Source organism: Burkholderia arboris, assembly GCF_902499125.1.
In the GTDB taxonomy this organism is placed as follows: domain Bacteria; phylum Pseudomonadota; class Gammaproteobacteria; order Burkholderiales; family Burkholderiaceae; genus Burkholderia; species Burkholderia arboris.
The window spans coordinates 21,095-35,178 of record NZ_CABVPX010000053.1 but is presented as its reverse complement, the minus strand read 5'-3'; the positions used below and the strand labels follow the sequence as shown (position 1 = coordinate 35,178).

Annotated in this window: 11 protein-coding genes and 1 pseudogene; 6 read left to right on the top strand and 6 right to left on the bottom strand. The window is 68.4% G+C overall.

Annotated features, from left to right (window positions below):
- Together BLA15945_RS36375 and BLA15945_RS36370 are read left to right on the top strand one after the other, a co-directional pair.
- A partial coding sequence (locus tag BLA15945_RS36375; protein WP_174994637.1) for a hypothetical protein occupies positions 1-752 on the top strand: 752 nt, incomplete at its 5' end.
- Between the two features lie 136 nt (positions 753-888).
- Positions 889-1,509 carry an HAD family hydrolase gene (locus tag BLA15945_RS36370; RefSeq protein ID WP_059233658.1) on the top strand — a complete coding sequence of 207 codons (621 nt, stop codon included), beginning with the start codon at positions 889-891 and terminating at the stop codon, positions 1,507-1,509.
- 15 nt (positions 1,510-1,524) lie between these two features.
- On the opposite strand, the gene BLA15945_RS36365 is transcribed toward BLA15945_RS36370, so the two are convergent.
- Positions 1,525-2,634 (bottom strand): fatty acid desaturase, encoded by a 1,110-nt coding sequence (locus BLA15945_RS36365; RefSeq protein ID WP_174994636.1) that lies wholly within the window; start codon positions 2,632-2,634, stop codon positions 1,525-1,527.
- A gap of 200 nt (positions 2,635-2,834) precedes the next feature.
- Here BLA15945_RS36365 and BLA15945_RS36360 point away from each other — a divergent pair, with 200 nt between their 5' ends.
- Positions 2,835-3,872, top strand: coding sequence for an AraC family transcriptional regulator (locus tag BLA15945_RS36360; RefSeq protein ID WP_174994635.1), 1,038 nt, complete (start codon positions 2,835-2,837; stop codon positions 3,870-3,872).
- Positions 3,873-3,893: 21 nt separating this feature from the next.
- Here the strand turns inward: BLA15945_RS36360 and BLA15945_RS36355 are convergent, their stop codons facing one another.
- The 5 genes and pseudogenes from BLA15945_RS36355 to cysD all read right to left on the bottom strand — a co-directional run.
- A complete protein-coding gene (locus BLA15945_RS36355; RefSeq protein WP_174994634.1) occupies positions 3,894-4,943 on the bottom strand; it encodes a lactonase family protein in 1,050 nt (349 codons plus the stop codon).
- Complete coding sequence (locus BLA15945_RS36350; RefSeq protein ID WP_174994633.1) at positions 4,930-6,297, bottom strand: MFS transporter; 1,368 nt, start codon at positions 6,295-6,297, stop codon at positions 4,930-4,932. Before BLA15945_RS36350 ends, BLA15945_RS36355 begins: the two co-directional genes overlap by 14 nt.
- 300 nt (positions 6,298-6,597) lie before the next feature.
- Positions 6,598-7,785 carry a helix-turn-helix transcriptional regulator gene (locus tag BLA15945_RS36345; RefSeq protein ID WP_059233663.1) on the bottom strand — a complete coding sequence of 396 codons (1,188 nt, stop codon included), beginning with the start codon at positions 7,783-7,785 and terminating at the stop codon, positions 6,598-6,600.
- Positions 7,786-7,914: 129 nt separating this feature from the next.
- On the bottom strand, positions 7,915-9,837 hold the full coding sequence (gene cysN / locus BLA15945_RS36340; RefSeq protein ID WP_174994632.1) for a sulfate adenylyltransferase subunit CysN: 1,923 nt from the start codon (positions 9,835-9,837) through the stop codon (positions 7,915-7,917).
- A pseudogene (cysD, locus tag BLA15945_RS36335) lies at positions 9,837-10,757 on the bottom strand (sulfate adenylyltransferase subunit CysD); the annotation flags it as partial. The gene cysN and the pseudogene cysD, both read right to left, overlap by 1 nt.
- 190 nt (positions 10,758-10,947) lie before the next feature.
- Between cysD and BLA15945_RS36330 the strand changes: the two are divergent.
- From BLA15945_RS36330 to BLA15945_RS36320, 3 genes are read left to right on the top strand one after another with little or no spacing between them, the layout of a single operon-like run.
- Positions 10,948-12,057, top strand: coding sequence for a DUF1214 domain-containing protein (locus tag BLA15945_RS36330; RefSeq protein ID WP_174994631.1), 1,110 nt, complete (start codon positions 10,948-10,950; stop codon positions 12,055-12,057).
- Positions 12,054-13,247: a sulfotransferase family protein gene (locus tag BLA15945_RS36325; RefSeq protein ID WP_174994630.1), complete on the top strand. Its 1,194-nt coding sequence runs from the start codon at positions 12,054-12,056 to the stop codon at positions 13,245-13,247. The genes BLA15945_RS36330 and BLA15945_RS36325 overlap by 4 nt, the downstream gene beginning before the upstream one ends.
- A gap of 41 nt (positions 13,248-13,288) precedes the next feature.
- Positions 13,289-14,080 (top strand): SDR family oxidoreductase, encoded by a 792-nt coding sequence (locus tag BLA15945_RS36320; RefSeq protein WP_174994629.1) that lies wholly within the window; start codon positions 13,289-13,291, stop codon positions 14,078-14,080.
- Positions 14,081-14,084 lie beyond the last annotated feature (4 nt).

Below are 14,084 nucleotides of genomic sequence, written 5' to 3'. Positions count from 1 at the left end.
AGCGGCCCGCGCCGCAGGCGCTCGACCTCGGGCCGGCGCCCGCGGCCGGTCACGCCGTACGCGCGGCGCCCGCCGAAGCGGTCGGCCGTGCGCTGTTCGGCGAATCGAACCACCCGCAGCTCGACGCGTGCTTCCGCGCCGCGCAGGCCAGCTTTCCGAATCTCTATCCCGACTACGCGCCGCGCATCGAGCGACACATCCGGCAACTGGTGCCGCTCAAGCTCGCGACGGTCGCGACGATCGGCGACGGCGCGCTGGAAACGGCGGGCACCCTCGTCGAAGCCGTCGCGGCGACGACGCGCGAATTCAACGAACTCGGCGCGGCCGACATGATGGCCGGGATGCTCGCGCAGGCGACGCGCAAGGCCGGCATGTTCGAACGCTGGTTCGGCGCGGCGTCGGGGCATGTCGATTACCGTGCGGCGATCGGCGCGCTCAAGCAGTCGCTCGGGTTCTTTCCGCGCCGTACCGAGGAACTCGCCGCGAAGGTCCGCCATGCGGAGGAAAACCTCGTGGTCGTGCTCGCGGCACTGAGCGCGGTGGCGGACGTCGTGCGTGCGCCGGACGATGCCGGCGTCGAGCGCACGCTGTTCGACCGCCGCAACATCGTCGGGCAGGCGGTCCAGCAAATCCGGATGCAGCCGGCGCAACTGCGCGGGCTCGACGAGCGCGTGACCGATCTGCTGTCGCGCGCCGATCACCTGATGAACGTCGTGCTGCCGGCGGCGCTGGCCGCGCGGCCGCAGCGCTGAGCGAACGACACGGCGGCCACGCGCGCTGCGGCGGGTGTGGCCGCTCCGCTGGCCATGCTGCGTCACGCCGTTTCGCGCGCGGCGCCGCGAGTCTGCTATCTTCCGGGGCATTCCATCGCTTTCCCGCCGATTCTCCATGACTGACCGCATCGTCGCCGCGTTCGATTTCGACGGCACCATCACGACTACCGACAGCTTCCGCCATTTCGTCCGCTATGCGGTCGGCACGCCGCGTTTCGCATGGGCCGGGCTGCGCGCGCTGCCGTGGATCGTCGCGATGAAGGCCGGGCTGCTGTCGCGCGGCGACGCGAAGGCGAAGTTCGCGTCGTTCGCATTCGGGCCGATCCGCGAGGACGCGCTCGATGCGCAGGCGCGCACGTTCGTCGACACCTATCTGCCGGGCCTCGTGCGCCCGGAAATGCTCGAGCGCATTCGCGAACATCGGGCGCGCGGGCACGAAGTCGTGCTGGTCAGCGCGTCGCCGTCGCTGTATCTGGAGAAGTGGGCGAAGACGGCCGGCTTCGATGCGGTGCTCGCGACGCGGCTCGCGTTCGAGCGCGGCACTTTCGCCGGCCGGCTCGACGGCGAGAACTGCTGGGGACCGCAGAAGGTCGTGCGGCTGCGCGGGTGGTGGGGCAACCGGCCGCCGAAGCAACTGTTCGCATACGGCGACAGCCGCGGCGACAAGGAAATGGCCGAACTCGCGAACTGGTCGTGGATCCGCGGGCAGGGGCCGATGCCGCCGATCGGCGCTTGATGGCCTGCGCCGGCGTTACGTGTCGGCCTGCGCGTTGCGCGTACCGCGCGACGGGCGATAGCCACCCCAGCGATTCGCACGTGCGAACGTGCCGACGTCGTTGAAGCGCACGCCGACCTCACGCAGCGCCGCATGCGCGGTGCGTGCGGTCAACTGCCGGATGTAGAATGGATCGCGCACGACGAAGTGATGGATCGCATGCGTGCTGCCGAAATTGAAGCAGAACAACTGGAACGGCAGCATCCACCACGGGTTCAGCACCTGCGTCTGCTGGATCACGTTGCGCGAATCGATGTCGCCGAAGTAGTGCATGTTCGAGCTGACGAAGTTGATGCAGAAGCTGCGCACGAAGTTCGGCCCGAGCCATACCACCGCCAGGAAATCGACGACGTTCATCGCGCGTTCGACGACGGCCGGCACCGTCGCCGAGTAGCCGAACGCATGCAGCGCGAACAGGCTGACGTGATAGACGATGAACGCGTGCCACAGCACGTAATACACGTGGCCGACCGGCATGTATGACGACACCTGCTCGACGCGCAGCTGCAGGCGTTCCGCCGGATCCTGCACCGGTTGCGCGGCCACATACTGCTTCACCTTGCGACGCATCGAGGCCGGGCGCAGCACGACGGCGAGCATGCCGTCGGCGATCATCAGCAGGCGCTTCACGCCCCAGCGCTCGCCGTTCGTGATGCCGAATTCCTCGAGATCCGATTCGCCGCCCGACACCTTGTGGTGATGCAGGTGCATGCGCCGCCGCGTCCACGGGTTGATCGTGCCGGGCCGCGTGAGCCAGCACAGCGCCATCATCAGGTGATAGGCCCACGGCGTCTTCTTGAAGTACATCAGGTGGATCAGGTCGTGCTCGAGCTCGTGGATCAGCGACGTGACGAACGCGGCGAGCGGCAGCGCGACGTACCACGCGATCGCGCCGCGGGCATACAGCCACGCGATCGCGAGCATCGCGCTCACCGATACGGCCATCACGGTTGCGCCGACGAGGTTCTGGTTGTCGAGCAGCGGAAAGCGCGCGCGGATCGCGTCGCTCGCGGCGTTGACCTCGCGGCGGACGTACGCGACCTTGTCTGCATCGTGGCGAAAGACGGTTCGTGCGGGTTGGCTCATCGACCGGAATCCGTGCGGAAAGAGTGGGGCGCAATGCCGATGTGACAAGCATAGGCGCCCGCCGGAGCGCACGCGAGGGCCGCCGGTGCCAATGGCGGTGTCATTTCGGGCCAGGGTGGCCGCCCGGCTAGAGTGCCGCTGCGGTGTCATTGCGGGCCAGCGACGCTACAATCCGCCGAAACCGCTCCGGAGTCCGCCGCATGGTCCTGTCCGTCCCGGATGCCGCGCGCCAGCTGAACAAGGCGACGGTGTCGTCCGCGTATGCGCTGTTCATGCTGATGCTGGCCGAGGAGCGCGGCATCGACGGCGGCCGCATTCTCGCCGGCTCGGGCGTCGAGCGCGACCGGCTCGCGCAGCCCGATGCGCGCATCACGCCGATGCAGCAGGCGGCGATCGTGTTCAACCTGCTCGACGCGACGGACGACCCGTCGATCGCGATCGAGATCGGCCTGCGCAGCAGCCTGACGAAAGCGGGGCTGATCGGCTTCGGGCTGATGAGCTGCGCGACGCTCGGCGAGGCGATCGCGCTCGGCATCCGCTACCTGCCGACGCGCGTGCCGTTCTTCTCGGTGCGGCTCGCGCAGCTCGACGGCATCGTCGACATCGACGTGCTCGAAGCGTTTCCGCTCGGCCGGCTGCGCCAGTTCGCGGTCGAGAACTTCCTGGTCGAGACCGCGATCCTGTTCAATTCGCTGCTGTATCCGGCGCCGGGGCGTACGCTGCAGTCGCGCGCCGAACTCCATTTCGAATGGCCCGAGCCGCCGTGGTTCGAGCGTTATCGCGCGCGGCTGCCGCGCTGCCATTTCGACGCGAGCGCGAACCGCATCCGCTGCGACGCCGCGCTGCTCGACGAGCCGATCGGCACCGCGAACGCGCAGACCGCGCAAATGATCGTCCAGCAGTGCGAGGCAGAACTCGCGCGGCTCGGCTATGCCGAGAGCGTCGTCGAGCGCGTGCGCAACCTGCTGATCTGCGGCGATGACGGCTATCCGTCGGTCGACGACGTCGCGCGCGAACTGCATGTGTCGGCGCGCACGCTCAAGCGCAAGCTCGCCGAATTCGGTGCGACCTATTCGGCGCTGCTCGACGAAATCCGGCTGCGCGACGCGCTGCGGCTGCTCGAAGGCACGCGCCTGCCGGTCGACGAGATCGCGGCGCGCGTCGGCTATACGGACCGCGCCAATTTCACGCGCGCGTTCAAGCGCTGGACGGGCGTCGCGCCGAGCGAGCGGCGCTGAACGCCGGTACTTGCCGCTTCCTCAGACGATCGCGATCCAGTTCGCGCCGCGTCCGCCCGGCACGCGCGCATGCAGCGTCAGCGCACCGTCGTCCGGCGCGATCGCGTACACCGCCACGTGTTCCGACTGTTCGCCGCAGGCGACGAGCCAGCGTCCCGACGGATCGATTGCGAACCCGCGCGGCTGCGTCTCGGTCGCCGTCGCGTGTGCAGGTTCGAACACCCCGGCTTCATCGCGGCGATAGCAGAGCAGTTGGCTCGACGTGCGCTCGCTGACATACGCGAAGCGTTCGTCGGGCGTCAGGTGCAGGTCGGCGGCCCACACGGACGGTTCGGCGGGGGCGGGCGGGCGCGGATGGCCTGGCGCGAGTTCGGCGACGGCCGGGTGGCGCGCGCTCACGTGTGCATCGCCGAGCCTGCCGGTGTCGGGGTCGCGTGCAAAGGTCGCGAGCGTGCCCTGGAATTCGCTGACGACCACGAGCGTGCGGCCGCCATCCGCGAACTGCAGGTGACGCGGGCCGAAGCCGGCCGGCACGCGCGTTTCGCCGTGTTCGACCGCACGCAGGCCGGCCGCGTCCTCGACGAGCGCGAAGCCGAACACGCGGTCCGAGCCGAGCGAGCTGACGTACGCGAAACGATTGTCCGGCGACACGATCACCGCGTGCGCGTTCGCGATGCCGCCCGCGACCTGCAGCGGCGTACCGTCGCCGTCGCGCACGCGCGCGGCGTCGTAAAGGCTCAGCGAGTTCCCGCCGTACGACGCGCCAAGCAGCCAGCGGCCGCTGCGGTCGAGCGACAGGTACGCATGGCTCGCGTCGATCGCCGTTGTGCCGATGCGCACGAGCGCGCCCGTGGCCGCGGCGACGCGGAACGCGACGATCGTCGGCTGTTCGCCGCGCGTCGCGACGTAGAGGCGCGCGCGGTCGGCCTGCACGGCGATCGGCATCGCGATGTCGGCGGCCGGATAGCGGGTGAGCGGCGCGAGCGTGCCGTCGCCGGCGAGGGAGAACGTGGCGAGGTCGCCGTCGGCGGCATTCGAGACGACGACGGTCAGGCGGTCAGTGTTCGGCATGGCGGAGCATCGAAGCATTCGTGAAGGAGTCGTCGGCCGGCAGGCCATTCGGCGGATCGCTGCGCCGGTGCGTGCGCGCGAACAGCGCGGCGGCCGCGGCGACGAGCGAAGCGATCGCGAGCGCATACAGGCCGCCCGTGATCGAACCCGTATGTTGCTTCAGATAGCCGAACGCCGTCGGCGCGACGAAACCGCCGAGGTTGCCGACCGAGTTGATCAGCGCGATCACGGCCGCGGCCACGCGCGTGTCGAGATAGCCCTGCGGGATCGGCCAGAACAGCGACGACGCGGCCTTGAAGCCGAGCGCGGCGAAGCAGATCGACGCGAACGACCAGACCGGATCGTGCGACGTCGATGCGAACAGCCCGCAGGCGGCGAGCACGAGCGCGCACGCGAGCCAGCGCTGCGGATGCTTCCACTTCGACGACAGCACCGCGAAGCCGTACATCGCGCCGATCGCGATCATCCACGGAATCGTGTTGTACAGGCCGACCTGGAAATCGGTGAGGCCGCCCATCTTGCGGATGATCGTCGGCAGCCAGAACGTGGCCGCGTAGATCGTCAGCTGGATCGAGAAGTACAGGAAGCAGAACAGCATGATCTGCGGATCGCGCAGCAGCGCGGTGGCGCGCACCGGCACGTTCGAGCGCACGTCGCGCGTCGCGCGCTCCTCGTCGAGCGCGTTCTGGAGCGCCGTGCGTTCTTCGGCCGTGAGCCACGCCGCGTCGCGGATATGCGATTTCAGCAACAGCCAGCTCGCGCCGCACAGCGCGACCGAGAACATCCCTTCGATCAGGAACATCCATTGCCAGCCTTCGAGGCCGAAGCCGCGGATCGACAGCAGTGCGCCGGTCACGGGCCCGGACAGCACCGATGCGAACGCGGAGCCGCCGAGGAAGATCGCCATCGCCTTGCCGCGCTCCTGCGGCGGCAGCCATTGCGACAGGTACAGCACGACGCCGGGGAAGAAGCCGGCCTCGGCCACGCCGAGCAGGAAGCGCAGCGTGTAGAACGACGTGTCGTTCCACACGAACGCCATCGCGGCCGCGACGATGCCCCACGTCGCCATGATCCGCGCGAGCCACACGCGTGCGCCGTAGCGCTGCATCAGCAGGTTCGACGGCACTTCGAACAGCGCATAGCCGACGAAGAACAGCCCGGCGCCGAGCCCGTACGCAGCCGCGCCGATGCCGATCGACGCTTCGAGGTGGCGATCGACGAAGCCGACGTTCACGCGGTCGATGTAGTTCGCGATGAACATGATCAGCACGAGCGGCAGCACGTGCCACTTCACTTTCGAGACGGCGGACGCGAGCGGATCGCGGCCGGGCAGGGCGGACGAGGGCGGGTTCAAGGGTGTCTCCGGTCGGGCGGCGGCGGACGGGGCGGCGGCCCGCGTCCACGTCAGGGTGGCGTTCTATGTAGTATGTCGTCGTATGACATGGTACGCCGGTGTACCGGTGATGACGTCGCGGGTTTACCCGGAAATTTCTCAAATATTGGCGAATATCATCAGGCGGGTGGATGATTTTTCAATGTCTGACGACGTATGACGTGAAATGAGATCATGCTCGTTGCCAGACCGCGTTGCCGGTTCGTACCCCGCGTCGTGGGGCAGCCGCACGGGCGGTCCGGCGATGGCTGCCCCGGTGCGCTACGCCATCGACACGACGCTGTTGAGCAGTGTCTTCACGAGCACGGCCTGTCGCGTTGCGCCCGTTTTCGCGAAGATGCCGCGCAGGTGGGCACGCGCGGTGTTCTTCGTGATGCCCGTCGCGGCGGCCGCTTCGTCGAGCGTCAGCCCGTCGACGAGCAGCAGCGCGATTTCGGTCTCCATCGGCGTGAGCCGGAACAGCCGGTGCAGCATGTCGCGCGATGTCTGCGGCGATGACGCCGGATCGCGCACGAACACCGCGACGGCCGGCCGGTGCTGGCGGTCTTCGGCGCCGCGATAGGGCGCGAGCGGGCGCAGCAGCACGCTCAGCGGCATGGCACCGCCGGGACGCGACAGCGTGGTGGCTTCGATACGCGTGAGCGCCCCCGCGCGGAAATGCTCGAGTGCGGCCTGCAGCGCCTTTTGCAGCCGGCGCTCGTCGAGCGGGCACGACGCGTGGAGCCGCTCCTGGCGCACGCACAGCCCGTCCTGCTGCTCGATCAGCCGCTCGGCGATGCGGTTGCGCTTGATCACACGGCCGTCCTCGTCGACGATCGCGGTGCCGACATCGAGCCGGTCGACGGTGCCCGCGTACAGCGCGCGTTCGGCATCGAGCACGTCGAACGCCGCATGCAACTCGACTGCACGCTGCAGGTGCGGCAGCAGCGTTGCGACCTGCGCGCGCTCGGTGGCGTCGAAATCGCGGCTGCCGTGCGCGCGGCTCACGAAGAACGCGCACTCGACGCCGCGCTCGCCGCGCAGGTTCGCGCCGAGGATGTAGCGCAGGTCGAGCGGCTGCAGGTACTGCCGGTAGAAATCGTGCGCGCGCCACGCGGTTTCGCCGAACAGCCGGTCGGCCGTGAAGACCTGGCCGGGCGGGTGGTCGAGAAACGGGCACAGCGCATAGAACTGCTCGCTGTACGACGGCTCGCCGGGCAGCAGCGGGCCGTGCGCCGACGCATTGATGATGAGCCCGTGCCGTGCGCCGCCCGGATTGCGCAGCACGAGCGTCGTGAAGCTCGCGTCGAGCCGCACGCGGACCGCTTCGAGAAAGCCGGCCCACGGCGTCGCTTCGGATGGCCCCTGATAGACGAGCCCGAGCCACGTGCTGAGTTCGCGCGCCGTCCAGGCCGCGTCGTCGAAGCCGTCGTGCGCGGCCGTATCGCCAGGCGCCAGCGCGATCCGCATGCTCGTGTTCTCCTTGGTCGGGGTGAGGGGGCCCGGACCAGCATACCGGCCGGCTGGCGGCCCGCGTCATCCGAACGGAGTAGGCGACGCGGGCAAGCGGGCAACCGCCGGGCTGCCCGCTTGCGGCGCCTACGCCGTACGCTCGCGCAGCAGGTACGCGACGATGCGCTCGGCCGCTTCCTCGGGCGACTCGGCCACCGTGTCGACGCGCAGTTCGGGCTGCGCGGGCGGCTCGTACGGCGAGTCGATGCCCGTGAAGTGCTTCAGCTCGCCGCGCCGCGCCTTCTTGTACAGGCCCTTCGGATCGCGTTCCTCCGCGACCGCGAGCGGCGTGTCGACGAATACCTCGACGAACTCGTCGGGGCCGACCATCGCGCGTGCCATGTCGCGCTCCGCGCGGAACGGCGAGATGAACGACACGAGCGTGATGAGCCCCGCGTCGAGCATCAGCCGCGCGACTTCGGCGACGCGCCGGATGTTCTCCACGCGATCGGCCTCGGTGAAGCCGAGATCGCGATTGAGCCCGTGCCGCACGTTGTCGCCGTCGAGCAGGTACGTGTGCTTGCCGAGCGCGTGCAGCCGCTTCTCGACGAGGTTCGCGATCGTCGACTTGCCGGCGCCCGACAGCCCGGTCAGCCACACGATGCGCGGCGTCTGGGCCTTCTGCACCGCGCGTGCGTCGCGATCGACGTCGACGGCCTGCCAGTGCACGTTGTGCGCGCGGCGCAGCGCGAAGTGCAGCATCCCGGCGCCGACCGTGTCGTTGGTGAAGCGGTCGATCACGATGAAGCCGCCCGTATGGCGGTTGCGGTCGTACGGATCGAACGCGACGGGCCGGTCGAGGCTCAGGTTGCACACGCCGATCTCGTTGAGCGCGAGCGTACGCGCGGCAAGGTGCTCGCGCGTGTTCACGTCGACCTTGTACTTCGGCGTCGCGCAGGTCGCGCCGACCGTCTGCGTGCCGAGCTTCACGAGGTACGGGCGGCCGGGCAGCAGCGGCTCGTCGTGCATCCACACGAGCGTGGCTTCGAACTGGTCGGCGACTTCCGGCGGCGCATCGGCGCGCGCGATCATGTCGCCGCGGCTGATGTCGATCTCGTCGGCGAGCGTCAGCGTCACGGCGTCGCCGGCGCGCGCGATGTCGCTTTCGCCGCTTTGCGTGATCACCGTTGCGACGCGGCTCTCCTTGCCGGACGGCAGCACGCGCACGCGCTCGCCGACGCGGATCTCGCCCGACGCGATGCTGCCCGCGTAGCCGCGGAAATTCAGGTGCGGGCGGTTGACCCATTGCACGGGCAGCCGGAACGGTTCGTCGCGCGTCACGCGTGCGGCGAGCGGCAGGCGGTCGAGATGCTGCATCAGCGACGGGCCGGCATACCACGGCATCCGCGCGCTCGGGGCGATCACGTTGTCGCCGCGCAGCGCCGACATCGGGATGCTGACGATGTCCGCGAGCCCGAGTTCGGCCGCGAACGCGCGATAGTCGGCGTCGATGCGGTCGAACACGGCCTGGTCGTAGCCGACGAGATCCATCTTGTTGATCGCGAGCACGACGCGCTGGATGCCGATCAGCGCGACGAGATGGCTGTGGCGGCGCGTCTGCGTGAGCACGCCCTTGCGCGCATCGATCAGGATCACCGCGAGATCGGCGGTCGACGCGCCGGTGATCATGTTGCGCGTGTACTGCTCGTGGCCGGGCGTATCGGCGACGATGAACTTGCGTCGCGCGGTCGCGAAGAATCGGTACGCGACGTCGATCGTGATTCCTTGCTCGCGTTCGGCCGACAGGCCGTCGACGAGCAGCGCGAAATCGAGCTCGCCGCCTTGCGTGCCGACCTTCTTCGAATCGGCTTCGAGCTGCGTGAGCTGGTCGTCGAACAGCATGTTCGATTCGTACAGCAGGCGGCCGATCAGCGTGCTCTTGCCGTCGTCGACGCTGCCGCACGTGATGAAACGCAGCAGGTCCTGGGTTTGCGTGGGGGCGTCACCGGTCGCGGGCGCGTCGGGGGCGTGGCGCGCGTGTTTGTCGGGCGCAATGAGTACGTGTGCCATCAGAAATATCCCTCCTGTTTCTTCTTCTCCATCGAACCGGCCGAATCGCTGTCGATCAGCCGTCCTTGACGCTCGGACGTGCGCGTCTCGCGCATTTCCTGCAGGATGTCGTCGAGCGATGTCGCATCGCTGTCGATTGCGCCCGTGAGCGGATAGCAGCCGAGCGTGCGAAAGCGCACCTTGCGCATCTGCGGGTGCTCGCCGTCACGCAGCGGCAGCCGTTCGTCGTCGACCATGATCAGCGCGCCGTCGCGTTCGACGACGGGGCGTTCCTTCGCGTAGTAGAGCGGCACGATCGGGATGTCGTGAAGCTGGATGTACTGCCAGATGTCGAGCTCGGTCCAGTTCGAGATCGGGAACACGCGCAGGCTTTCGCCCTTGCGCTTGCGCGCGTTGTACAGCGACCAGAGCTCGGGCCGCTGGCGCTTCGGGTCCCAGCGGTGCTGCTCCGAACGCAGCGACACGATGCGTTCCTTCGCGCGCGATTTTTCCTCGTCGCGGCGCGCGCCGCCGAACGCGGCGTCGAAACCGTAGTGGTCGAGCGCCTGCTTGAGCCCCTGCGTCTTCCACACGTCGGTGTGCACGGCCGAGCCGTGCGTGAACGGATTGATATCGTTCGCGACACCGTCGGGGTTGATGTGCACGCGCAGGTCGAGGCCGAGGCGCGCGGCCGTCTCGTCGCGAAACGCGATCATCTCGCGGAATTTCCACGTCGTATCGACGTGCAGCAGCGGAAAGGGCGGTTTCGCCGGGTAGAACGCCTTCATCGCGAGATGCAGCATGACCGAGCTGTCCTTGCCGATCGAATACAGCATCACCGGGTTCTCGCTCTCGGCCACCACCTCGCGCAGGATGTGGATGCTTTCGGCCTCCAGCCGCTCCAAGTGGGTCAACATCGTTCGTCTCCTTGTTTCATGCCGGTGCCGCGCGACATGTGCGGCGTTTCGTGCATGACGCCAACGGTATCGAGCGAGCGGCGTGCCGCTCTTCGTCCGGGTGGACTAAACCGGCATGCGGCGGTGGAGCGGATCTTTCCTTAGTCCACCCGGACGAAGTGGCGCGCGGCGGTGGCGCTTAAGGTGAGCGCTCGACCATCGGCGGAGACGACACATGACGGACGACACACGAGCCACGCAATTGCTTTCGGGCCAGACCTGGGCCGATTTCTGCGACACCCTGAAACGCAGCGGACAACAGATCCTGCGCGCGGAAGCGCCGGACGATCCGCTGACGCGCGCGGAAGGCTTCCGCTACCTGAGCCGGCTGATGCGCATCGCGCTCGAAATGCACGTCGAATTCGCGGACGGCGCTTGGCCCGGCTTCTTCTCGCCGTCGCACGAGACCGCGAAGATCGGTGCCGACAATCCCGACAACCTGTACCAGTACGCACGCCTCGACGGCCGCTGCGAATACCGCGTGACGGGGCGGCGCGGCACGGTTGCGTACCTGAGCTTCGGTACGCAGAAGGGCGGCTACGAGACCGACGGCAAGATGCTGCAGACGGGCTTTCTCGATGCGAAGCAGCTCGAGATCGCACCGGACGGCAGCTTCGAGATCGTGCTGAGCGAGACGCCGCGCGAGGGCAACTGGGTGCGCATGGAGCCGGGCACGAATGCGCTGCTCGTGCGCCAGACCTTCCTCGACCGGCGTGCTGAAACGCCTGCACAACTGAAGATCGCGCGCATCGGCGCGGACGATCGCCCGGCGCCGCTCGATCCGCTCGCGCTGCAGGGTGGCCTCGCGCGCGCCGCGCAGTTCGTCGAGCAGACGTCGAAGCTGTTCGCGGACTGGGCCGCGAGCTACCGGTCGCACGTGAACGCGCTGCCGCCCGCCGACCAGGCGCTGTGCCAGTCGGTCGGCGGCGACCCGAACATCTACTACTACCACTCGTGCTGGGAGCTGGCCGACGACGAGGCGCTCGTGATCGATGTCGACACGGTGCCCGACTGCGACTTCTGGAACGTGCAGCTCAACAACTACTGGATGGAGTCGCTCGACTACCGGCACTTCGACATCTGCGTGAACAAGCACAGCGCGCGTTTGAATGCCGACGGTGGCGTGACAGTCGTGGTCGCATCCGCGCAGCCGGGCGATGCGAACTGGCTCGATACGGCCGGACATCGCACGGGCACGATCTGCTGGCGCTGGGTCGGCGCTGCGCAACCGGTACATCCGCGCACGCGCGTCGTGAAGCGCGCAACGTTGAAGGAGGCCGCATGAACGCGCCGCTCGACCGGATTCGTCCGTTGCTGGCCCCCGACGGCCTGATTGCCGAGGCCGTGTCGCGCACGGGCGGGCTCACCGCGTTCGGCGACGGGCCGTATCGCGAGGCGCTCGACGTGATGTGCGCATCGCTGATCGACGAAGCGGCGCTGTCCGCGCGCGGCGCGGAGATGATGCGCGAAAAGCTCGTCGGCCAGCTCGTGAACCGGCTCGTCGTCGAGGATTACTTCGGGCGTCACCCGGAGATCGCGGATATCGCGATCGACGATCCGCTCGTGATCGTCGGCCTGCCGCGCACGGGCACGACGTTGCTGCAGCGGCTGCTGGCCGTCGATCCGCGCTTTCATTCGGCTGCATGGTGGGAAACGCGCTACCCGGCGCCGCTTGCCGGCGAGACGCTCGACACGCCGGCCGTGCGCATCGCGCGCGCGCAGGCCGAGGTCGCGACGATGATCGAGTGCATTCCGCAGATCCTGACGATCCATCCGCTCGACGCGATGCTCGCCGACGAGGAGTTCATGCTGATGGAGCATTCGTTCGTGTGCGCGATGGATTCGTACGCGAACGTGCCGCGCTATACGGCGTGGCTCGCGCGGCAGGATCTCACGCCGGTCTACACGTACCTGAAGCGGATGCTGCAGTTCCTGCAGTGGCAGAAGGCGCGGCGCGGCGTGGCGCCGGCGCAGCGCTGGCTGCTGAAGACACCGCAGCACCTGCATGCGATCGACGTGCTGTGCCGCGTGTTTCCGCGCGCGCAGGTCGTGCTCACGCACCGCGATCCCGCGCAGACGATTCCGTCGATGGCGAGCATGGCGCACACGCTGTGGCAGATGTATGCGGACGAACCCGATCCGCTCGCCGTCGGCGCGCAGTGGAACGCGGGGATGGCGCGCGCGATCGGTGCGGCGATGACCGCGCGCGACGCGCTGCCGGCCGACCGGTTTCTCGACGTGCGATTCGAGGACACCGTGTCGAATCCGCTGGGCGTGGCCGAGGCCGTCTATGCGTTCGCCGGGATGCCGCTCGATGCGGCGCAGCGCGCGGCGATGACGGGCTGGATGGCGCGCAACGGCCGCGACAAGCGCGCGGCCCACGACTATTCGATCGCGCGCTTCGGCTTCACCGATGCGCAGCTCGCGCACGACTTCGCCGCGTATCGCGCGCGGCACCTGCGGGCGGCCGGCTGACGGCCGCACCCGCGAGACGAACGACAACCAGGAGACAACGCATGTTGATGAAGGACAAGATCGTCGTGATTTCCGGGATCGGGCCGGGGCTCGGTGTGAAGCTCGCGGTCGAGGCCGCGCGCGAGGGCGCACGCGGCGTGGTCGTCGCGGCGCGCACGATGGACAAGCTCGACGACGCGGAAACACGGATCCGGGCGCTCGGCGTCGATTGCGACGTGCTGAAGGTGAGGACCGACATCACCGACCGCGCGCAATGCAGACAGCTCGCGACCCAGGCCGTCGAGCGCTTCGGCAGGATCGACGCGCTCGTGAACAGCGCATTCGTGCACGGCACGTTCCCGGAGCCGGTGGAAGAAGCCGACCTCGACGGCTGGCGCGCGGTGTTCGATACCAACGTGTTCGGCACGATGGCGCTGACGCAGGAAGTCGTGCCGCACATGAAGCGGCAAAAGCGCGGCGCGATCGTGATGATCAACACGCAGGCAACCCGCAAGCCGTTTGCAGGGGAAGGCGGCTACGCTGTATCGAAGGGCGCGCTCGCGGTTGCGGCAAAATACCTGGCGCGCGAACTCGGCGTGCACGGCATTCGCGCGAACAGCATCCACATGGGCTGGATGTGGGGCGTGCCGACGCAGACGTATTTCCGGCAGGCGGCGGCCGACTACGGGATGACAGAGGAGCAGATCATCGCGCCGATCGCGTCCAATATTGCGCTCGCGAAGCTGCCGACCGACGACGATTGCGCGCGCGCGGCGCTGTTTCTCGCGTCCGATTACGCGAATGCGGTGACGGGCGCGACGCTCGACGCGAACGGCGGCGATTTCATGCCTTGACGAT

What these genes read in the sequence shown, in the direction of transcription:
- BLA15945_RS36370 (WP_059233658.1), top strand. Translation starts at nt 889, where the DNA reads ATGACTGACCGCATCGTCGCCGCGTTCGATTTCGACGGCACCATCACG.
- BLA15945_RS36365 (WP_174994636.1), bottom strand. Translation starts at nt 2,634, where the DNA reads ATGAGCCAACCCGCACGAACCGTCTTTCGCCACGATGCAGACAAGGTC.
- BLA15945_RS36360 (WP_174994635.1), top strand. Translation starts at nt 2,835, where the DNA reads ATGGTCCTGTCCGTCCCGGATGCCGCGCGCCAGCTGAACAAGGCGACG.
- BLA15945_RS36355 (WP_174994634.1), bottom strand. Translation starts at nt 4,943, where the DNA reads ATGCCGAACACTGACCGCCTGACCGTCGTCGTCTCGAATGCCGCCGAC.
- BLA15945_RS36345 (WP_059233663.1), bottom strand. Translation starts at nt 7,785, where the DNA reads ATGCGGATCGCGCTGGCGCCTGGCGATACGGCCGCGCACGACGGCTTC.
- cysN (WP_174994632.1), bottom strand. Translation starts at nt 9,837, where the DNA reads ATGGCACACGTACTCATTGCGCCCGACAAACACGCGCGCCACGCCCCC.
- BLA15945_RS36330 (WP_174994631.1), top strand. Translation starts at nt 10,948, where the DNA reads ATGACGGACGACACACGAGCCACGCAATTGCTTTCGGGCCAGACCTGG.
- BLA15945_RS36325 (WP_174994630.1), top strand. Translation starts at nt 12,054, where the DNA reads ATGAACGCGCCGCTCGACCGGATTCGTCCGTTGCTGGCCCCCGACGGC.
- BLA15945_RS36320 (WP_174994629.1), top strand. Translation starts at nt 13,289, where the DNA reads ATGTTGATGAAGGACAAGATCGTCGTGATTTCCGGGATCGGGCCGGGG.